The sequence below is a fragment of the Streptomyces sp. NPDC002680 genome (assembly GCF_042889145.1).
Taxonomy (GTDB): Bacteria; Actinomycetota; Actinomycetes; order Streptomycetales; family Streptomycetaceae; genus Streptomyces; species Streptomyces adonidis.
In genome coordinates, this window is the sequence record NZ_JBIAQP010000011.1 from 310,085 (window position 1) to 328,860 (window position 18,776).

At 70.1% G+C, this 18,776-nt stretch carries 18 protein-coding genes; 10 read left to right on the plus strand and 8 right to left on the minus strand.

Annotated elements, in window-relative coordinates; all coding sequences use genetic code 11:
• Positions 1-3: 3 nt before the first annotated feature.
• The 3 genes from ACFYXF_RS28825 (at position 4) to ACFYXF_RS28835 (ending at position 2,616) form a co-directional block, all read left to right on the plus strand.
• Positions 4-1,050, plus strand: coding sequence for a LacI family DNA-binding transcriptional regulator (locus tag ACFYXF_RS28825; protein WP_389353730.1), 1,047 nt, complete (start codon positions 4-6; stop codon positions 1,048-1,050).
• A 560-nt stretch (positions 1,051-1,610) separates the two neighbouring features.
• Positions 1,611-2,141, plus strand: coding sequence for a GNAT family N-acetyltransferase (locus ACFYXF_RS28830; RefSeq protein ID WP_389353935.1), 531 nt, complete (start codon positions 1,611-1,613; stop codon positions 2,139-2,141).
• 79 nt (positions 2,142-2,220) lie between these two features.
• Positions 2,221-2,616 carry a nuclear transport factor 2 family protein gene (locus ACFYXF_RS28835; protein WP_389353732.1) on the plus strand — a complete coding sequence of 132 codons (396 nt, stop codon included), beginning with the start codon at positions 2,221-2,223 and terminating at the stop codon, positions 2,614-2,616.
• A 167-nt stretch (positions 2,617-2,783) separates the two neighbouring features.
• Here the strand turns inward: ACFYXF_RS28835 and ACFYXF_RS28840 are convergent, their stop codons facing one another.
• The gene (locus ACFYXF_RS28840; protein ID WP_389353734.1) at positions 2,784-3,152 is read right to left on the minus strand and encodes a VOC family protein; all 369 of its coding nucleotides are present in this window, start codon (positions 3,150-3,152) and stop codon (positions 2,784-2,786) included.
• Between the two features lie 63 nt (positions 3,153-3,215).
• Between ACFYXF_RS28840 and ACFYXF_RS28845 the strand changes: the two genes are divergently transcribed.
• Positions 3,216-3,674 (plus strand): MarR family winged helix-turn-helix transcriptional regulator, encoded by a 459-nt coding sequence (locus ACFYXF_RS28845; RefSeq protein ID WP_389353736.1) that lies wholly within the window; start codon positions 3,216-3,218, stop codon positions 3,672-3,674.
• A 147-nt stretch (positions 3,675-3,821) separates the two neighbouring features.
• Here the strand turns inward: ACFYXF_RS28845 and ACFYXF_RS28850 are convergent, their stop codons facing one another.
• The 3 genes from ACFYXF_RS28850 to ACFYXF_RS28860 all read right to left on the minus strand — a co-directional run bounded on the left by ACFYXF_RS28850 (position 3,822) and on the right by ACFYXF_RS28860 (position 6,548).
• A complete protein-coding gene (locus ACFYXF_RS28850; RefSeq protein ID WP_389353738.1) occupies positions 3,822-4,445 on the minus strand; it encodes a hypothetical protein in 624 nt (207 codons plus the stop codon).
• Positions 4,446-4,746: 301 nt separating this feature from the next.
• On the minus strand, positions 4,747-5,757 hold the full coding sequence (locus ACFYXF_RS28855; protein WP_389353740.1) for a glycosyltransferase: 1,011 nt from the start codon (positions 5,755-5,757) through the stop codon (positions 4,747-4,749).
• An 8-nt stretch (positions 5,758-5,765) separates the two neighbouring features.
• On the minus strand, positions 5,766-6,548 hold the full coding sequence (locus tag ACFYXF_RS28860) for a hypothetical protein (protein WP_389353742.1): 783 nt from the start codon (positions 6,546-6,548) through the stop codon (positions 5,766-5,768).
• A 208-nt stretch (positions 6,549-6,756) separates the two neighbouring features.
• Between ACFYXF_RS28860 and ACFYXF_RS28865 the strand changes: the two genes are divergently transcribed.
• Positions 6,757-7,152 (plus strand): nuclear transport factor 2 family protein, encoded by a 396-nt coding sequence (locus ACFYXF_RS28865; RefSeq protein WP_389353744.1) that lies wholly within the window; start codon positions 6,757-6,759, stop codon positions 7,150-7,152.
• Between the two features lie 111 nt (positions 7,153-7,263).
• Here ACFYXF_RS28865 and ACFYXF_RS28870 read toward each other — a convergent pair whose 3' ends face one another.
• A complete protein-coding gene (locus ACFYXF_RS28870; protein WP_389353746.1) occupies positions 7,264-7,935 on the minus strand; it encodes a TetR family transcriptional regulator in 672 nt (223 codons plus the stop codon).
• 166 nt (positions 7,936-8,101) lie between these two features.
• Here ACFYXF_RS28870 and ACFYXF_RS28875 point away from each other — a divergent pair, with 166 nt between their 5' ends.
• Positions 8,102-8,938: an oxidoreductase gene (locus ACFYXF_RS28875; RefSeq protein WP_389353748.1), complete on the plus strand. Its 837-nt coding sequence runs from the start codon at positions 8,102-8,104 to the stop codon at positions 8,936-8,938.
• 48 nt (positions 8,939-8,986) lie between these two features.
• The gene (locus ACFYXF_RS28880; protein WP_389353750.1) at positions 8,987-10,012 is read left to right on the plus strand and encodes a hypothetical protein; all 1,026 of its coding nucleotides are present in this window, start codon (positions 8,987-8,989) and stop codon (positions 10,010-10,012) included.
• Positions 10,013-10,109: 97 nt separating this feature from the next.
• Here ACFYXF_RS28880 and ACFYXF_RS28885 read toward each other — a convergent pair whose 3' ends face one another.
• Complete coding sequence (locus ACFYXF_RS28885; RefSeq protein ID WP_389353752.1) at positions 10,110-11,537, minus strand: alkaline phosphatase family protein; 1,428 nt, start codon at positions 11,535-11,537, stop codon at positions 10,110-10,112.
• Positions 11,538-11,802: 265 nt separating this feature from the next.
• On the opposite strand from ACFYXF_RS28885, the gene ACFYXF_RS28890 reads away from it, so the two are divergent.
• From ACFYXF_RS28890 to ACFYXF_RS28900, 3 genes are all read left to right on the plus strand, one after another.
• On the plus strand, positions 11,803-12,738 hold the full coding sequence (locus ACFYXF_RS28890) for a GNAT family N-acetyltransferase (protein ID WP_389353754.1): 936 nt from the start codon (positions 11,803-11,805) through the stop codon (positions 12,736-12,738).
• 31 nt (positions 12,739-12,769) lie between these two features.
• Positions 12,770-13,570, plus strand: coding sequence for a sugar phosphate isomerase/epimerase family protein (locus ACFYXF_RS28895; protein ID WP_389353756.1), 801 nt, complete (start codon positions 12,770-12,772; stop codon positions 13,568-13,570).
• 477 nt (positions 13,571-14,047) lie between these two features.
• Complete coding sequence (locus tag ACFYXF_RS28900; RefSeq protein WP_389353758.1) at positions 14,048-16,798, plus strand: AAA family ATPase; 2,751 nt, start codon at positions 14,048-14,050, stop codon at positions 16,796-16,798.
• A gap of 22 nt (positions 16,799-16,820) precedes the next feature.
• Here the strand turns inward: ACFYXF_RS28900 and ACFYXF_RS28905 are convergent, their stop codons facing one another.
• Entirely contained in the window at positions 16,821-17,222 is a 402-nt protein-coding gene (locus tag ACFYXF_RS28905; RefSeq protein ID WP_389353760.1) for a hypothetical protein, read from the minus strand.
• 151 nt (positions 17,223-17,373) lie between these two features.
• Positions 17,374-18,630, minus strand: a complete 1,257-nt coding sequence (gene aroA / locus ACFYXF_RS28910) for a 3-phosphoshikimate 1-carboxyvinyltransferase (protein ID WP_389353762.1) — start codon at positions 18,628-18,630, stop codon at positions 17,374-17,376.
• Between the last annotated feature and the right edge of the window lie 146 nt (positions 18,631-18,776).

Sequence of the window (18,776 nt, forward strand, 5' to 3'; positions counted from 1 at the left end):
GAGATGACGGTGACCCTGGCGGACGTGGCGGCCCGCGCGCAGGTCTCGCCCGCGACGGTGTCGCGCGTACTGAACGGGAACTATCCCGTGGCCGCAACCACCCGTGAGCGGGTGCTGCGGGCCGTGGACGAGCTGGACTACGTGCTCAACGGGCCCGCGAGCGCGCTCGCCGCGGCCACGTCCGACCTGGTCGGGATTCTGGTCAACGACATCGCCGACCCCTTCTTCGGGATCATGGCGAGCGCGATCCAGTCGGAGGTGTCGGGCCCCGGCGGGCGCGCGGGTGGCGAGCGGCTGGCTGTGGTGTGCAACACAGGCGGCTCGCCGGAGCGTGAGCTGACGTATCTGACCTTGCTGCAGCGGCAGCGTGCGGCGGCGGTCGTGCTGACCGGGGGCGCGGTGGAGAACCCGCCGCATCTCGCGGCGGTCTCGGCGAAGCTGCGGCGGCTGGAGGAGGCGGGCACGAAGGTGGTGCTGTGCGGGCGTCCGCCGGCGCCGGACACGTCGGCGATCGCGCTGACGTTCGACAACCGGGGTGGTGGTCAGGAGCTGACTGAGCACCTGATCGGGCTCGGGCATCGGCGGCTGGGGTACATCGCGGGGCCGGAGGAGCGGACGACGACTCGGCATCGGCTGGAGGGGCATCGGGCGGCGCTGGCCGGTCATGGGATTGCTGAAGATCCCCGGTGGACTGTTCATGGGCGGTACGACCGTCGGTCGGGGTACGAGGCCACGCTGGAGCTGTTGCGGCGGGATCCGTCGCTCACGGCTGTCGTCGCCGCGAACGACTCCGTCGCGATCGGGGCGTGTGCGGCGCTGCGGGAGTCGGGGCGGCGGATTCCGGACGACGTGTCCGTCGCCGGGTTCGATGATCTGCCGTTCAGTGTGGATGCGGTGCCTTCGTTGACGACGGTGCGGTTGCCGTTGTCGGAGGCGGGGGCTCGGGCGGGGCGGATCGCGATGGGGCGGGAGGAGCCGCCGCCTGGGGGGATCGCGACGGTTCGGGGGGAGTTGATGGTTCGGGGGTCTTCGGGGGTGCCTCGGGGGTAAGGGGTGGGTTTTTCGCCCCCGCCGCCCCTACCCGTCCCATCCCTGGGGGCTGCGCCCCCAGACCCCCCTTTCGCGCTGAACGCGCTCGTCCTCAAACGCCGGACGGGCTGGGGGGGTGGCGGCCGGTGCTGAAGTGCGGTGGGGGGTGGGTGGGAAGAGGTGGGCTGAACTCGCTCGCCCTCAGACGCCGGACGGGCTGGAGGGTGCTGGCCGGTCCTGAAGTGCGGCCCCCGCGGGCGGGCGGGAAGAGGCGGGCCGAACTCCCTCGTCCCCAGACGCCGGACCGGCCGGAATGCCCAAGCCCGTCCTGAAGCGCGGCCCGCCCGGGTGAGCGGGAAAAGGCGGGCCGAACTCCCTCGTCCCCAGACGCCGGACCGGCCGGAATGCCCAAGCCCGTCCTGAAGCGCGGCCCGCCCGGGTGAGCGGGAAAAGGCGGGCCGAACTCCCTCGTCCCCAGACGCCGGACCGGCTGGATGGTGGCGGTCGGCGCTGGAGGGAGTGCCGGGAAAAAAAGCGAAGGCCGGCTGGTGGTCAGGGTGCCTATATTCCTGAGCGTGTCCATGCCCGAGATCCAGTTGCTCCGACCCGGTCACGCCCCCGCGCTGCTCGCCTTCGAGCAGGAGAACCGGGGCTATTTCGCCGCGTCCATCCCCGACCGAGGGGACGACTACTTCGCCCGGTTCGACGAGCGGCATCGTGCGCTGCTCGCCGAGCAGGAGGCCGGGGTCTGTTACTTCCACGTGCTCGTCGGCGCCGAGGGTGAGGTGCTGGGGCGGATCAATCTCGTGGATGTGGCGGACGGCGGTGCCGATCTCGGGTACCGGATCGCGGAGCGCGCCGCGGGCCGGGGGCTGGCCACCTGGGCCGTACGGGAGCTGTGCGGTCTCGCCGCCAATCGCTACGGGCTGGCCACCCTGCGTGCCGCGACCACGCTCGACAACGCGGCATCGCGGGCCGTGCTGGCCCGTTCGGGGTTCGCGGTCGTCGGCGAGAGGCAGCTCTCGGGGCGCCCAGGTCTGTCGTATCTCCGCGATCTCGCGGAATTCGTCGCTCCTCTGTACGGTGCACCGCCGGCCGTTCGTGAGGGATGACCTGCGCACCACCCCCAACCCGAGGAGAATGGTCCCCGTCAGTCGGACATCGCCCACACACCGAAAGGTGGCGATCACCATGACTGAGCACCCGCACGCAGCCCTCGTACGCAAGGGTTACGACGCCTTCTCGCGCGGGGACATGGACACACTGCGCGGACTGATGGCGGCGGACTGTACCCAGCACGTACCCGGAAGTCATCCCCTCTCCGGGGACTTCAAGGGGCAGGACGCGATCATCGACATGTACCGTCGGCTCGCCGAGGAGACGGCCGGGAGTATGCGTGTCGTGCTGATGAACATCCTCGTCGACGGCCGGGGGCACGCGGTCTCCGTGCACCGCTTCACCGCCGAGCGTCAGGGCAGGCGGATCGACGAGCCCGGCGCCATCGTGTTCCGGATCGTCGGGGACAAGGTCACCGACCTCGACGAGTGTGTCGAGGACATCGACCGGGCCAACGAGTTCTGGGCCTGAGACCCCCTCCGCTCTCTTCCGGCTTCCGGACTGTCCGGGTGGGCGCCCGGACCCGAGCCGTGCTTCCGGCGCCTCGCTCGTCGGACGGTTCATCGCGCGCCCACCGTGAAGCGCGTCGACCTGTCGCAGGCCCAACCGCCGATGATCGTCCGGTGGCGTTGGGTCGATCAAGCTCGGTCGTGGAGTGTGACCTGGTAGCCGTCGGGGTCGGCGAAGGTGAAGGTCCGGCCGAAGGGGCCGTCGATCGGTGCGGAGGCGATGGTGTGGCCGTCGGCGACGAGCGCGTCGTGGATGGCCTGGACGTCGGTGGCGTGGAGCCAGATCGCGGCACCGATGCCGGGCTGGGCGACGGACGCCAGGTCGGTGCCGGGGATGACGTCACGGAGTGCGAACGCGATCGGCTTCGTCTCGAAGACGACGGCGTGCGGAGGTCCGGCCGGCGAGCGGACGAGGCCCAGGTACCGCTCGTAGAACGCCTGCGAATCGTCGAGGTCGCGCACTTGGAGCGAGATGAAGTCGGGACCGGTGGCGGGCATGATGACACTCCTTCTCTTCATGTCAGTTTACTGACACGCCGCAAGCTATGTCAGAATACTGACATGAGTCAAGAAGGTGTCGGCGTCGACCTGGAGACGTCACTGGGCTACCTGCTGAAAGAAGCGTCGAGCGCCCTCCGCACGGCCATGGAGGAGGTGCTGCGGCCACTCGGGATGAGCGTGACGCACTACTCCTGCCTCGAACTGCTGGCGCAGCGGCCGGGCTTGTCGAACTCCGAGCTGGCGCGGGGCGCGTTCGTGACACGGCAGACGATGAACGTGCTGCTCCAGGCCCTGGAACGAGACGGCTACGTGACCAGGCCCGCGGAGGCACCCGTCGGGAAGGTGCTTCCCACGCGGCTCACACCGCGCGGCCGACGAAGCCTGGAGAAGGCGAGCGCGGCCGTCCGGTCCGTCGAGGCCGGAATGCTGTCCGGCCTGACCGAGCCCGAGCAGTCGGACGCGTTCCGGATCCTGCAGAGCATGATCCATTCCCTGCGCGGTGAGAGCGAGGGTGCGTAGCTCGCTCGGACATCGGACAGGGGTGCGGCCGAGCCTGAAATCCGCGTCGGCGACTTCGAAAACCGACAGACCCCGACTGCACGCTCCACTGCCACGAGACACTCAAGGGCGCTTGCGGTGCTACTGCGCACCGTCACGAGCTTTCGGTCAGTCGAAGGCCGCGACAAGTCGAACGGCGTCCTCACCGAAGCGATCCGCCAGAGCCTTCATGACGGCAAACACATGCGGCCAGTGAGACCTGGGCCCCAGGACGGAACCGGCTGCCAACGACTCGTACCGGCAGAGCAGGTCTCCGCTGGTCCACTCGCCGTAGTGGTCGCTTCCTTCGAGTTGTTCCGGTCGTGGCCCCACCGTGGCGATCAGCTCAGGGGGCCATTCAGCCGGGACGAGTTGCTGGTGGAGAATTGACGGCTTGGCCAGGGACGACCAAGTGAGCCGGCCGGTGTAGTGCTTTGGAGCAGTTGCGGGATCCAGACCCGCGATCTCGGCCCAGATGACCCAGGTGGCATCTGACATGTGACCGTCTGCCACCCAGGGCTGGAGTCGCTCGCGCAGTCCGCTCGACAAGTCGTCGGGCAGGCCACGTTCCGCGGCCAGCGGCCGGTAACCCGCGTAGTTGCGCACCCCGAAGAGGCATCCGAAGGACGCGTAGTCGGTCTCGTCGTACAGAGGCCAAAGATCCATTGCGCAGACCCAGGGCTCGCCCTCGTAATAGTCCGTGCCGACCCCGGGATGGCGGAACTCGATAGCGCCATAGATGTCCGTACTCACGGCGCCTGACGCTACAACTCCCCGGAGTCAGGGGCATCTGCATTAAGGGATCACGCTTGCCGACCGATCAGGATGGCGGACTGTTCCCCCGGAGCCGAGGCCGGCCAACTCCGCGAGACAGCCTCGCTGACAGCCGACAAGTTGGAACCAGCCTGGCTGCCACCCGCCCTCTGACGCTGTTTCCCTGGCCGGCCTTTCGGCGCTCGGCCGGACTTCGCGACCTCTCGACCTCGGGGTCGGCAGGGTCGGTGCCCTGGCCGAGGAAGCCGGGGTCGGCCTCGTACGGCCGACCATTCCAAAGCTACGCGGCCAGTTCGTCGAGCACGGTGGCCGCCCGCTGGGCGCCGTCACCGGGTGACCACCGGCTCCACCCGGCGCCTCCCACGGCAATTGCTCGATCCAGCAGGCTCGGCCACTCCTCCGGCTGCGGCCACGTTGTGGCGACAACTCCGATTCCGCTGTCGTGAAGCGCGGCAGCGGTGGCGTGCTGCTCGTCGTGGGGGCGATTCTGCGGGACCACGATGGCTGGACGCCGGGCGGCGGCGACTTCGGCGATCGCGTTCTGGCCCGCGTGGGTAACGACGATGTCGGCTGCGCCGAGGCGCGACCAGACGTCGTCCACCCAGCCATGCCAGACAAGGTTTGGCAGATCGGCGCGGGTGACAGCTGGGCCGAGGACGTCCCACTGCCAGTCGGGGTTGGCCTTGGCGGCACGGCGAATGTCATCGATCCCGATGTCCAAACCTCCGGAACCCCACATCACCACGATCCGGCGACCACTCCCCGTCCGCACAGCAGCCCTGTCGTCGAAGCGGGAGAAGGCGCCCAGATGGACGGTCTTCTCCTGCCATCTCTTGGGCCAGTTCGATGCGACGAACTCGGGCCACGGGGCGAGCAGTCGCTCGGCCATGTCGTAGGCCACTCGATGCGGCCTGTCGCTTCGATCGCCGGGTTGGCCCACCACGATGACGGGAATTCCGTACAACCGAGCAAACATGGAAACTTCTACCGAGACATCGACGACCATGAGCCGAATTTCGCCACGGGCAAGGTGGTCGCCCAGAATCCCCATCCGGGCTCGAAGACCCTCATGCCGCCGGGGAGCCCAGTGCAACGTGCCACCTGCGGTGACGTCGGACAGCAACTGGTCCGGGACGGTGGCGTCGTCGGGAAGGCCGATCCACGGGCCCGCCCAATCCACCGGCGGCGGGCTGGTCGAGAACGCGGCCACGGTGGTCTCGGTTCTTGCGGCGATCGCGGCAGCGCGATTCACATGCCCGGAACCGAGGTGGTGAACGTAGTAGCCGATCACATCAATTCTCAACCATTGTCGAGTTCCAGATCGTCACGTGTGACTGGGGTGTCCAGACCGGTTACATCGATCTCTTGGGCGAGCAGATCCTGAGGTGAATCCTCTCGCCAGATCACAAACATGACCAATGTAGCAACGGTCACAAGAGTAGAGATGACCCCGATGGTCAACTGCAGGGCATCCGCCTCGATCATGCTCCAGCCAATCATGGTGGCCACCACCGAGCTACCCATGAATACCGACCGTATGCCCCAGTAACCGAACATGCCGAACCTCAGTGGGTTCCTGCGGACAAACCTCTCCCACCCCAACACGCCGTCGCCCCAGCGTGGTTCGAAATCCTGGGAGAGATATCTGGCGCATCGGTGGATGGCGAGCGCATGGTTGAGCCAGGCTATGCCCAGTATGAGCGCCAGTACTGGATAGACGAAGGCAAGACTGGCGTTGTTGACCTGGACCGCGACGCCGAGCACGGCACCCACTGAGATCACCGTGAGGGAAACCAACTGCGCTTGCAGCTCGATGAGTTTGACGATTTCAGAACGTAGACTCACGTATTCTGCCGCGACCAGTGCGTTTTCACCGAGGTCGCTGGTGTCCGTTGTCCGCTCGGATTCAGCCACCCGGCAACTGTAGCGGCGCTGCACGAATCGCTCTAGTGTGTCTCGACCGATTCCCCAACTGAGCTGGTCGGCCGGCATGCACTTGCCGCAGGGAGTCACCAGCCGTGCGCGTTCGCAGAGTTCCCGTGCCGCCGAATTACCCCTGTGCGGACGGATCAGCTTGAACATGTTCCGTACTCGCTGATCCACGCGCCCGGACCGAACGAACGGATAGTCGTCCAGGGCGAGATTCCGTGTGCCGCAAGCCGCGCCCGGCCTTGCCCTGGTTCCCCCCTCCGGGGCGGGTTCCGACCCTGACCTGCACACCACCCCCAACCCGAGGAGAATGGTCCCCGTCAGTCGGACATCGCCCACACACCGAAAGGTGGCGATCACCATGGCTGAGCACCCGCACGCAGCCCTCGTGCGCAAAGGTTACGACGCCTTCTCGCGCGGGGACATGGACACCATGCGGACCCTGCTCGCGGCGGACGCCGCTCAGCACGTTCCTGGCAGTCACCCGCTCTCCGGGGACTTCAAGGGGCAGGACGCGATCATCGAGCTGTACCGGCGGCTCGCCGAGGAGACGGACGGCACCCTGCGCGCCGTACTGCTGAACGTCCTTGTCGACGGGCGCGGGCACGCGGTCTCCGTGCACCGCTTCACCGCCGAGCGCCAGGGCAGGCGGATCGACGAGATCGCCTCCATCGTCTTCCGGGTCGTCGGGGACAGGATCACCGACCTCGACGAGTGCCTTGAGGACATCGACCGCAGCAACGAGTTCTGGGCCTGAGGCCCGCCTTCCGAACCCACCGAACCCACCGAACCCTCCGGACCTCCGGACCTCCGGGCCTCCGGGCCACCGGGCCACCGGGCCACCGGGCCACCGGGCCACCGGGGGCAGTCAGCTACGGGCCAGCAGGCCCGTGAGCAGTACGTACAACGCCTGGTGCAGGGCGTCCGCGAAAGTCGAGTCCATGAACGCGAAGCTCGGGTCGGCGTCGTAGACCGCGCGTACCGCGGGCGCGGGGTGGGTGTGGGTCCACAGGCCGCTGATCAGGACGATGATCAGGTTGGCGCCCTGCTCGGAACGTGGTCGGTCCAGCTCGGGGAAGAGGTCGCGAAGCAACCCGGCCAGGCCCAGCAGGCTGTCGCGGGCACCCTCCTTGTATCGGGTCGCGACCTCGACGGAGATGTTGTGCTCCAGTACGCCGGCCTGCGCGCTGAGCAGTTCGCACAGCATCGGCCGGGCGGCGAAGGACGCGGCCAGCCCGGATGCCACCGCCTCGGTCCTGACGTCCAGAGGGTCGCGCTCGTCGACCAGTGAGCGGAGTTGTCCGCCCGCTTCCGTCAGGAAGTCGCGGGCGCTCTGGTCGAGCAGGTCGAGCAGCACGGCTTCGCGCGATTCGAAGTAGCGCAGCACGTTGGACTTGGCGAGCCCGACACGGCGGCTCAGCTCATTGAGGCTCATCGCGGAGACCGGCATCTCGACGAGCATCGCCGCGGCGGTCTGCAGGATCGTCTGCCTGCGCGCCAGGCGCTGTTCCTCACTCCTCGCCCGCTGGAACGTGGTCATGTCCGGAGTCTACAGACTGGCAGTCTCTTGCAGCCTCCAGCAGTCTTCGAATTTCAGACCGGCGGTCTCTTGTTTTTAGACCGGCGGTCTCTTATGTTTGTGGCAACGCGAAGCCGACCCGGCCGACGGCCCGCACAGCGGGCCTGCCACGAACAAGGGAACTCTCATGTCGAACAAAGTCGCACTGGTCACCGGCGCCTCCTCCGGTATCGGTGAAGCCACCGCACTCCGGCTGCAGAAGGCCGGGTTCGTCGTCTACGGCGCCGCGCGGCGCGTCGACCGGATGGGCGCCCTCACCGCCGCCGGCGTACGCACCCTGGCCCTGGACGTCACCGACGACGCCTCGGCGAAGGCCGCGATCGACAGGATCATCGAGGACGAGGGGCGTATCGACGTCCTGGTCAACAACGCCGGCTACGGCTCCTACGGCGCCCTGGAGGACGTACCCCTGGACGAGGCACGGGCCCAGATCGACGTCAACCTCTTCGGTCTGGCCCACCTCACCCAGCTCGTGCTGCCCCACATGCGCACCCGGCGCAGCGGCACGATCGTCAACATCAGCTCCATGGGCGGGCGTTTCGCCACGCCGATGGGGGTCTGGTACCACGCCAGCAAGTTCGCCGTGGAAGGGCTCAGCGACGCGCTCCGCCTCGAACTGAAGCGGTTCGGCGTCGACGTCGTCCTCGTCGAGCCCGGTTCGATCCACACCGAGTGGGGTGCCATCGCGGCCGACAAGCTGCGCGTCACCTCCGGTCACGGACCGTACGCCGAGCAGGCCGAGGCCATGGCCAAGTCCCTGGCGAGCAGCTCCCGGGACGGGGCCCGGATGACCTCTCCCCCTTCCGTGATCGCGGACGCGGTGGTCAAGGCCGCCACGAGCCGCCGTCCGCACATCCGCTACCGCGTCGGCTTCGGCGCCCGCCCCCTGATCCTGCTCAGCCGGCTCCTGCCCGCCCGCTCCTTCGACGCCCTCATCAAGCGCGGCTCCGGCGTACCCGCCTGACCCCCGACCCACGCCGACCCACACCGACCACAAGGAAAAGGAACCCTGGTGTCCAGTCCCGTCGAGCCCCGCCCCCAGGCCCTGTTCGTCCTGTCCTCCGCCCGGACCCTGCCGCTGAGCAGGCCGGCCGGCCACCCAGGTCTCCCCACCGGCTTCTTCCTGGTTGAACTCGCCGCGGTCATGGCCGAGTTCGAGAACGACTACGACTTCGTCCTCGCCACTCCCGACGGCAACCCGCCCCAGCTCGACATCAACGGCCTCGCCCTCAACTTCCACGCGGCCGGCAGCCTGGGCAGTGCCACCGCTCGTACGACCATCCAGAGCGCGGCGAAGCACTCCGGACCCGAGACGCTGCGCGCCAAGAACCCCGCCCTGCTGGAACGCCGTAACGCCGAACTGGCCCTCGCCCGGCGGCATCTCGGACGTATCCCGGTCTCCGAGGCCCTGCCCAGGACCGACCGTGAGGCCGCCTCCATCAGGGACGAGGTCGTCGCGGGCTTCGCATCCCTGCCGGAGCGCAAGTACCACTCGATCCCCGAACTGATCCGCCGGCACCGCGACTCGGGCGACGACTTCTCCCTCGACGACCTCGCGTTCGTCCACATGCCCGGCGGACACGCGCCGATGGTCGACTTCCACGACAACCCGTGGATGGGCGAGCTGCTGGGCACCCTCCGGGAGAGTGCCGTGCCGGTCTCCCTCATCTGCCACGCGCCCGTCGCGCTGACCTCCGCCCGCTACCGCGTCGACGACGAAGGCGCCGTCACCACCGACGAACAGCACCTGTACAAGGGCGCACGCGTCACCACGGTCCCCCGCCACGGCGAGCGGATGATGCTGGAGGTGCAGTACCCCAAGGTGCCCGGCGAAGCCACCCGTCTGCCCTACTACGTCGATGTCGCCCTGGACGCGGCCGGGTACGACGTCGGCCTCACCCTGAACCCCGCCGCCGCCAAGGTCGTCTGGGACGACGAGCACACTCTGCTGACCGGCAACGGACCCCAGGCCGTCGACGCCCAGACCGAACACCTCGTCCGGATCACCACGGCCCGGCGAACCCGCACGGCCACGTGACTCCGCCGGACCGCCTTCGCCCCACTCTCGCCGAAGTGGGACGGGGCGCCCCGACGACGACTCGGACGCCCCGCCCGTCACCTCACCTCAACTCACCTCACACGTGCGGCCGGTGCCCCCGTTCCTGCCTCGGGAACGACTGCGCGGCCCCGGGAAGCGTCGGCTTCGGCAACGTTGCCACCTCCTCCTTCGCCCGTTCCAGCTGCTCCGCCGTGTCGTGCGGCAGGCGCGGCGGGCGGGGGCGGGAGTCGCGGAAGCGGAAGGCCGAGGTGAAGTCGCCGAAGGTCTCGCGGCGCCAGTCGGTGATGTTCGGTTCCTCGACTCCCGTGAAGCGCTCCAGGAACTGGAGCGCCGAGGTGTGGTCGAAGGCTTCCGAGGCCACCCAACCGCCCACCGTCCAGGGCGAGATGATGATCGCGGGGACGCGGAAGCCGCCGCCGATCGGCAGGCCGCCGATGAACTCGTTCGCCGTGCCCTCCGGCGGGGTCGGCGGGGCCACGTGGTCGAACAGGCCGTCGTTCTCGTCGTAGTTGAGGATGAAGGCCGTCTTCCTCCATACCTTCGGGTTCGACGCTATCGCCTCGATCTTCGACGCCACGAAGTCCGCGCCCGCCGCCGGGAGATAGTCGGGGTGCTCCGACTGGAAGCTCGTCGGCATGATCCAACTCACCGTCGGGAGACGGTCGTTGCGGGCGTCGTCCTCGAACGTGCCCTCCGGCTGCGGACGTACGCCCCGCTCGTACAGCTCCGACCCCGGCGCCGCCTGCTTGAACGTGGCGAACTGCTCCAGCATGTTGCAGCCGTAGTCGTCGTCCTGCTGGTACACCTTCCAGCTGACGCCCGCCGCCTGGAGGCGCTCGGCGTACGTCGTCCAGCGGTACGGAGTTGGTGCCACGTTGCTGGTGATCGGGCCGCCCTGCTTGCCGCCGGGGTCGATCGTCCCCGTCATCCACATCAGGCGGTTCGGCCAGGTCGGGCCGAACACCGAGCAGTAGTAGTTGTCGCAGATCGTGAACGTCTCGGCGAGCGCGAACTGGAACGGGATGTCCTCGCGCGTGTAATAGCCCATCACGTAGGGGCCGTTGACGCCGTCCGCCTTGCGGTGGGCCGGCAGCCACTGGTCCATCCTGCCGCCGTTCCACGCCTGGTGCTGCACCGACCAGGCGTGGCTCGTGGACGGGATCGCCTGCGCGCTCGACGTGTGGGTGTCGAGGTGGAAGGGGAGCAGGTAGCCCTTCGGGTTCACGGTGTCCGGCTGGTAGAAGACCGAGCGGCCGTTCGGGAGCTTCAGCGCGTGCGGGTCGGCGAAGCCCCGTACGCCCGACAGGGTGCCGAAGTAGTGGTCGAAGGACCTGTTTTCCTGCATGAGCATCACTACGTGCTCGATGTCGTCGAGCGAGCCGTGCCGCGGCGGTCCGGCCGCGACGGCCTGCTGGACGCTGGGCGGGAGGAGGGAGAGTGCCGCGGCGCCGCCGAGCGTGCCTGCGGCGGAGCCAAGGAGTCTACGACGGGTCAACTCGGCCATGATTGCCCCTTCTTGAGCCTGTTGAGCCTGTTGGGCCGGTCAGGCCTTTCACTCTTCGCCTCGGGCGGCGAGAGGCGTCAGGGGCGGCGGATGAACAAGTGAGCAACGAGTGGCATGGGGTTGGCCAAGCCGTGGGATGCCGAAGACGGGCATTGCCGCTCCGTTGCCGGGCCTTGAGGAACACCTCGCCCGCGCCCTACCCTCGAAGCGGCAATATCTCTGACTGAGTCAGATATCGATTATCCCGTCGCCCGCGAGGTGGTCCATGACCGTCCAGGACATCCGCTCCTTCAACCGCTTCTACACGAACGTCATCGGCGCGCTCGACTACAGCAGCAGCCTCTACGCCCCGTACACCCTCACCGAGGCCCGCGTCCTGTACGAACTCGCGCACTCCACCCGTACCGACGCCGCCGATCTCCGTGCCGAACTCACCCTGGACGCCGGGTACTTGAGCCGGATCCTCAACAAGTTCGAGGAGAACGGGCTGATCGAGCGGGCTCCCTCGGAGCGTGATCCCCGGCGGCGGCGCGTGACGCTCACCGTGAGCGGGCGCGAGACCGCCAACCTGCTGAACGAGCGCTCCACGGAGGCCATCGCCTCGCTGCTGGCCACCGTGCCCGCCGCCGACCGGCCCCGGCTCGCGGAGGCACTGCACACGGTCCGCTCGCTCCTCTCCGACGGCCGGCCGCCGCGCCGCGAGGACGTCCTGCTGCGCGAGCCCGTCCCCGGCGACCTCGGCTGGATCGTGCAGCGCAACGCGGCGCTGTACGCGTCCGAGTACGGCTTCAACACCGACTACGAGGGTCTGGTCGCCCGGATCGTCGCCGACTTCGCCGAGGACCACGACCCGCATCTGGAGCGGGTGTGGATCGCCGAGCTGGACGGGCGGCCGGTCGGGTGCGTGATGTGCGTACGGGACGAGGCGCCCGGGACGGCCCGGCTGCGGCTGCTGCTCGTCGAGCCGGACGCGCGCGGACTCGGTATCGGCGACCGGCTCGTCGCGGCCGTCGTCGGCTTCGCCCGCGAGGTCGGCTACCGCGATGTCGTCCTGTGGACCAACGACGTACTCACCGCCGCCCGCCACGTCTACCAGCGCCACGGCTTCGTCCTCACCACCGAGAAGCCCCACCGTTCCTTCGGCAAGGATCTGGTGGGCCAGGACTGGCGCCTCGACCTGCACGGGACGACAGACCGGTGAAGTGGCGGAGCGACGGGTAGGGTCCGTGGACATGAAACTGGCGTTCTCCACCCTCGGCGTCCCCGGTCTCCCCCTCCCCGATGTCCTGCGGCTCGCGACCGCCCACGGCTACCACGGCGTCGAGCTGCGCACCCACCCCGAAGAGCCCGTCAACCTCGGGCTCACCCTGGCCGAACGGGCCGATGTGGCCGCCGAGTTCAAGGCGTCCGGCGTCGAGATCCTCGGTCTCGCCGGGTACGTCCGGGTCGCGGCCCCCGGTGACGACGAGCCCGTGCTGGCCGATCTCCGCACGCTCCTCGAACTCGCCCGTGACATCGGCGCCCCCTTCGTCCGGGTGTTCCCGGGCGGCGGCACCGAACAGACCCCCGAGGAGGCCGACGCGGCGGCGGCCCGCAGACTCGGCACGGCCGCCGAGTACGCGGCCGATCTCGGCGTACGCATCCTCCTGGAGACCCACGACTCGCATCGCACGGGCGCCGCCGCGATCCGCGTCCTGGGTCCGGTCGGTCATCGGCAGGTGGGCTCGCTCTGGGACGTCATGCACACCTGGCTCGGCGGGGAGCAGCCCTCGGAGAGCTACGCGGCGCTCGCCCCGCATCTCGGATACGTCCAGGTCAAGGACATCGCCTCGGCCGAGGACACCACCCCGCTGGCGCTGGGCGCGGGTGTTCTGCCGCTCGCCGAGTGTGTCGAGGTTCTCTCCCGGCATGGGTGGGACGGGTGGCTGTGCTGGGAGTACGAGAAGCGGTGGTACGAGGGGGTCGTGCCGCTGGAGGGGCTGCTGGGCGCCGGCCATGACCACCTCGCGCGGCTGCTCAACGAGTCGGCCTGAGCTGCCTGGTCCACCTCGGCCGGGCCAGACACCGGTGCAGCGTGTCGTGGTGTGCTCCGGGACCTTTTTTCGCCCCCGCCGCCCCTACCCGTTCCCATCCTCGGGGGCTGCCGCCCCCGAACCCCCGCTACGGCCCTGAACGGGCCTTGTCCTCAAACGCCGGACGGGCTGGATAGTCAGCCCGTCCGGCGTTTGAGGACAAAGGGGGTCTGGGGGCGCAGCCCCCAGGGATGGGAACGGGTAGGGGCGGCGGGGGCGAGTGGGTGGGCAGTCGGCGCTGAGTGGCCTGGTCCTCGGGCGCCGGGCAGGGGCACGCGTCGGAGTCCTCCGTGTGGGGTACGTCTGCTGCCCGACCGTGTTCTCCATGTCCGCGGCGCCCCGGATTGGTCCAGGTGGCCCCTTGAGCGGTGCTCCCCCGTACGCGAGGGTGGCAGAGGGCGACGGGGCCCGCGGCGGCAGCTTGGGGGAGTGGCCGGTATGGGGGATCAGGGCAGTCCGTTCGTCGGGCGGGGCAGTCATCTCTCGGCTCTGGACGGGCAGTTGGCGCACGTTGTCGCCGGGGCGTCCCGGATCGTGCTGGTCGACGGGCCCGCCGGGATCGGGAAGACCGCGCTGATCGGGCGTTTCGTCGCCGCGCATCCTGACGCCGAGGTGCTCAGGGCTTGCGGGGAGGAGAACGAGACCGGGCTTCCGCTCGGGCTGCTCGACCAGCTCCTCTCCCCCGCCGAGAAGGACGAGCAGGTCCTCCCCCGGCCCCCGGCAGCCGACGCGCCGACGGCCGGCGCCCGGCTGCTCGACGTACTCGGTGAACTCCAGACCCGTACCGCCGGGCCGTTGATCCTCGTCGTGGACGACGCGCACTGGGCGGACTCCTCGTCCCTCCAGGCGCTGGCCTTCGCCCTGCGCCGGCTGCGCGCCGACCGGGTGCTCACGGTCGTCGTCGTGCGGGAGGCCGATGATCCGGCGCTGCCCGAGGGGTTGCGGCGGCTGCTCACCGGTGAGGGGACGTTGCGGGTGTCGTTGAGCGGGCTGAGTGCGGGTGAGGTCGGTGAGCTCGCCGCCGCCCGCGGCGGTTCGCTGCCGCCTACCGCTGTCGTACGGCTGCTCGATCACACCGACGGCAACCCGCTGCACGTGAAAGCGCTGCTTGAACAGGTGCCGGCCGCCCGGCTGATGTCCACGGCGTTCCCGCTGCCCGCGCCGCTCGGGTACGCGCGGCTGATCGAACAGCGGCTGGCGGACCGCACCGCCGAGGCGCAGGCCCTGACCGCCGCCGCGAGCGTGCTCGGCATGTCCTGCCCGCTGCACAGGGCCGCCCGGCTCGCGGAGCTGAAGGATCCGCTGCCCGCGCTGGACGAGGCGGTCGGCGCCGGGCTGCTCGACGAGACACCGGAGCCGGGCGGCCCCCGCGTGTCCTTTCCCCATCCCATGCTGCGCGCCACCGTCTACCGAACGCTCGGGCCCGTACGACGGCACGCGCTGCACCGGGCCGCCGCCGGGCAGTCGGACTCGGCGTACGGCAGCCTCCAGCACCTGGTGCACGCCGCGCAGGGCCCGGACGAGGCGCTGGCCGGACAGCTCGCCGACGCCGCCCGGACCGAGGCCGCCGCCCGGCGCTGGGGCAGCGCCGCCCCGCTGCTGCGCGACGCCGGCAGGCTGGCCCGTACGGAGCGGGACCGCGAGCGGTACGGCGTCGAGGCGATCGAGGCGCTGCTGTGGGAGGGGCGGCGCGACGAGGCGCAGGCGGTGTTCGACGAGCTGCCGGGGGACGCCTGTTCGGCCGCGCATCGGTACGCGCGGGCGATGATGCTGCCCTTCGACGGCGACCTCAGGCAGGCCGAGCCCCTGCTGCGCGAGGCCTGGAACGACTGTGACCCCACGACGGACCCGGAGCCGGCCTCGTACATCGCCGGAATGCTCAGCTTCATGGCGCTGTCCCTCAACCAGGGCCTGGACGCCGCAGAATGGGCCGGACGGTCCCTGCGACTGTGTGCCCGGCGGGCCTCCAGCACGATGCTGCGCTACGTCCGGATGACCGGTTACGGTCTCAGCGGTGACATCGGGCGCGGGCTCGCCGTGGTCGCGGAGCTGCCCGACGCCTCCCTCGTCACCGCCGCCGACGTGGATCTGCTCTGCGGACGCGGTCTGCTGCGGCTGTGGTCGGGCGAACTGGCGGGCGCCGAACGGGACTTGCGGGAAGCGGTGTTCATCTGCCGGGACGGGCCGATGATGCTGCGGATCATCGCGATGTTCCAGCTGGGCCTCACGCAGTACGCGCTGGGCGCCTGGGAGGAGGCCGCACAGCTCCTGGACTCGGCCGCGTCCCTCACCGACGACACCGGCAACGAACTGCACCCGACGGTGCACGCGGCGGCCGCGTGGGTCCTCGCCGCCCGCGGGGACCACGACCGGGCGGAGTGGCATCTGCGCCAGGTGCCCGACATACCGGTCACGCCGGGGATGATCATGATCGAGTCCCGGCGGGCTCGTGCCTTCCTCGCCCTCCTGCGGGGGCAACCGGACGCCGCCGCGGCGGAGTTGCTGCCGCTTCTGGAGGCGGACGCCGCCGAGGGGCTCTGTGAGCCGATGACCGGGCCGTGGCGCGATCTGCTGGCCGAGGCGCTCATCGGGCTCGGGCGCCTCGACGAGGCGGACCACGCGCTGACCGTCTTCGAGACGCTGGCCGCCGACCGTGGACACGCGGCCGCCCTCGCCACCGGCTGCCGGATCCGGGGCGAGCTGCTCGCGGCCCGGCACGAACCCGGGGCCGCCGAGGACATGTTCGGCACCGGACTCGCGCACGCCGCCCGGGTCACCGCGCCGTACGAACGGGCCCGGCTCCAGCTCGCGTCGGGCGAACTGCTGCGCCGGACCGGTCGCAGGGCCGCCGCCGCGCAGGCGCTCCAGGCCGCGCACAAGACCCTGACGGGACTCGGTGCGGTTCCCCTCCTGGAGCGCTGCGCCCGCGAACTCGCCGCCTGCGGAACGGCCCGCGCGGCAGGTGGTCCCCCGTCGCCACCCGACCGCGGCCCCGTGCTGACCTCGCAGGAACTGGCCGTCGCCCGGCTCGCCGCCTCCGGTCTCACCAACCGCCAGGTCGCCCGGGAACTGCTGCTCAGCGTGAAGACGGTCGAGTACCACCTGGGCCATGCCTACACGAAGCTCGGCATCTCCTCCCGGGTCGGGCTGGCGACGAGACTCCCGCCCGGCCCGGTCGGCAACGGATGACGCGTCAGCGCTGGACTACGCGTCAGCGCTGGATGAGGAAGCGCGGGCTGGTCGCGAAGCTCGCGTCCGGGTCCTGCAGCCCCATGTACACGGAGGCGTAGACCTCGCACTGGTGCCCCCGGTGCTTGGCCAGTTCGGCCGCGGCGATGCCGAAGACGAACACGGCCGCCTGCTTGTCCCAGGGGGCCTTGCTGAGCAGCCCGCTGACCACGTTGGCCGTCGTCGTCGGAATGTTCGTGCCGTCGAAGAGGTCCTTGACGACGACCTCGACCTCGTACGGCGCCCCGATCCGGAAGATGGCGTCGCCCGCCTCCGCCTCCAGGGCGATCTCGGCGTTCTTGTCCGGGTCCAGGGTCGGGTCGGCGTTCGGGCTGGTCGTGTTCCGGGCGAACACCCGGACGATCTCGACGTCGTTCGGTCCCACAGCGATCATCTCCCTCGTTCGGGAGGCGTGTCGCCCGGCCCCCTGCCGGGCGCTCTCCGCATCCCTCGTCGGGGACATTAGGGACAGCACGGGCCGCCGCGCCTCGGGGTACGCCTCGGGGAAGACCCCAGGGGCGACCCCGGGCAGGGCCCTAGCGGGGCAGCCCGGTGCTCAGTTCCGCGAACGCCTCGTGGAAGCCGGGGAACGTCTTCCGTACGCAGCCCGGGTCGTCGAAGGTGAGCCCGGGGGTGCGCAGGGCGGTCACCGCGAAGGACATGACGATGCGGTGGTCGCCGTACGTCTTGATGTCCGTGCCCTGGGCGGGAGCCGTACCGGGCGGACAGGGGTGGATCTCGATCCAGTCCGGCCCGGTCTCCACCCGTACCCCCAGCCGCCGGAGGTTCTCCGCGCAGGCCTCCAGGCGGTCGCACTCCTTCACTCGCGTGTTGGCCACGTCCTCGATGCGTACGGGGCCGGAGGCGAAGGGGGCGAGGGCCGCCAGGGTCGGCATGGTGTCGGAGATGTCCCGCATGTTGACCGTCAGGCCGCGCAGTTCGCCCGTGCCGGTGACGGTCGTACGGTCGGCGGTGGTCTCCACCCGCGCGCCCATCCGGCGCAGTACGTCGACGAAGGCCAGGTCGCCCTGGAGCGCGCCGGTGCCGAGACCGGGGACGGTCACCTCGCCGCCGGTGAGGGCCGCCGCCGCGAAGAAGTAGCTGGCGGTGGAGGCGTCGGGCTCGACGGCGTAGGTCGTGGCCCGGTAGCCGCCGGGCGGGACCACGAACACCTCGCCCTTGCCCTCCCTGCGGACCTCCACTCCGAACGCCCGCATCATCGCGACGGTGATCTCCACGTACGGCGCCGAGACGAGGTCCGTGACGTGGATGCGCAGGCCCTTGCGGGTCAGGGGGCCGAGGAGCAGGAGCGCGGTGAGGTACTGGGACGACTCGCCCGCGTCCAGGGTGACGTCCCCGCCCTCCACGCCCGCCGCCGCGACGGTCAGCGGATGGTGGCCCTCCGCCTCCTCGTGCCGCAGGTCCACGCCCAGGTCGCGCAGGGCGCGGGTGAGGGGGGCCAGGGGGCGGCGGCGCATCTGGGGGGAGGCGTCGAAGCGGTAGGTGCCGTGGCCGGCGGCGGCGAGGGTCGGGAGGAAGCGGGCGGTCGTGGCGCCGTCGCGGCAGTAGACGTCCGCCTCGCCGGCCGCCGGGCCCTGCGGGCGGCCGTCGATCTGCCAGGCGCCCGGGGTCCGGCCGACCCGGTAGCCGAGGCCGACCAGGCCCTCGGCGAAGCCCTCGGTGTCGTCGGAGCGCAGGGGGCGTACGAGGGTGGTGACTCCGTCGGCTGCGGCGGCGAGGAAGAGGGCTCGCGCGGTGATGGACTTGGAACCGGGGATCTGTACGACGGCCATGGTCCCTATGCTGGCCCGGCCCGGGGCTCGCGCGTCGGAACGTCCGCGAAATGGACCATGAACGGTTTGCTCCGCAGGAAGGGCCGTACGTGAGGGGTTGTCGGGTCGCTGCCGCGCCGTCGTGGCTTGTCGCGCAGTTCCCCGCG

Excerpts from the sequence above, each read along its gene's own strand:
- ACFYXF_RS28845 (WP_389353736.1), top strand. The coding sequence starts at position 3,216 with ATGAGTCAAGAAGGTGTCGGCGTCGACCTGGAGACGTCACTGGGCTAC.
- ACFYXF_RS28835 (WP_389353732.1), top strand. The coding sequence starts at position 2,221 with ATGACTGAGCACCCGCACGCAGCCCTCGTACGCAAGGGTTACGACGCC.
- ACFYXF_RS28830 (WP_389353935.1), top strand. The coding sequence starts at position 1,611 with ATGCCCGAGATCCAGTTGCTCCGACCCGGTCACGCCCCCGCGCTGCTC.
- ACFYXF_RS28890 (WP_389353754.1), top strand. The coding sequence starts at position 11,803 with ATGACCGTCCAGGACATCCGCTCCTTCAACCGCTTCTACACGAACGTC.
- ACFYXF_RS28895 (WP_389353756.1), top strand. The coding sequence starts at position 12,770 with ATGAAACTGGCGTTCTCCACCCTCGGCGTCCCCGGTCTCCCCCTCCCC.
- ACFYXF_RS28860 (WP_389353742.1), bottom strand. The coding sequence starts at position 6,548 with ATGTTCAAGCTGATCCGTCCGCACAGGGGTAATTCGGCGGCACGGGAA.
- aroA (WP_389353762.1), bottom strand. The coding sequence starts at position 18,630 with ATGGCCGTCGTACAGATCCCCGGTTCCAAGTCCATCACCGCGCGAGCC.
- ACFYXF_RS28885 (WP_389353752.1), bottom strand. The coding sequence starts at position 11,537 with ATGGCCGAGTTGACCCGTCGTAGACTCCTTGGCTCCGCCGCAGGCACG.
- ACFYXF_RS28900 (WP_389353758.1), top strand. The coding sequence starts at position 14,048 with ATGGGGGATCAGGGCAGTCCGTTCGTCGGGCGGGGCAGTCATCTCTCG.
- ACFYXF_RS28875 (WP_389353748.1), top strand. The coding sequence starts at position 8,102 with ATGTCGAACAAAGTCGCACTGGTCACCGGCGCCTCCTCCGGTATCGGT.
- ACFYXF_RS28865 (WP_389353744.1), top strand. The coding sequence starts at position 6,757 with ATGGCTGAGCACCCGCACGCAGCCCTCGTGCGCAAAGGTTACGACGCC.
- ACFYXF_RS28870 (WP_389353746.1), bottom strand. The coding sequence starts at position 7,935 with ATGACCACGTTCCAGCGGGCGAGGAGTGAGGAACAGCGCCTGGCGCGC.
- ACFYXF_RS28825 (WP_389353730.1), top strand. The coding sequence starts at position 4 with ATGACGGTGACCCTGGCGGACGTGGCGGCCCGCGCGCAGGTCTCGCCC.
- ACFYXF_RS28840 (WP_389353734.1), bottom strand. The coding sequence starts at position 3,152 with ATGCCCGCCACCGGTCCCGACTTCATCTCGCTCCAAGTGCGCGACCTC.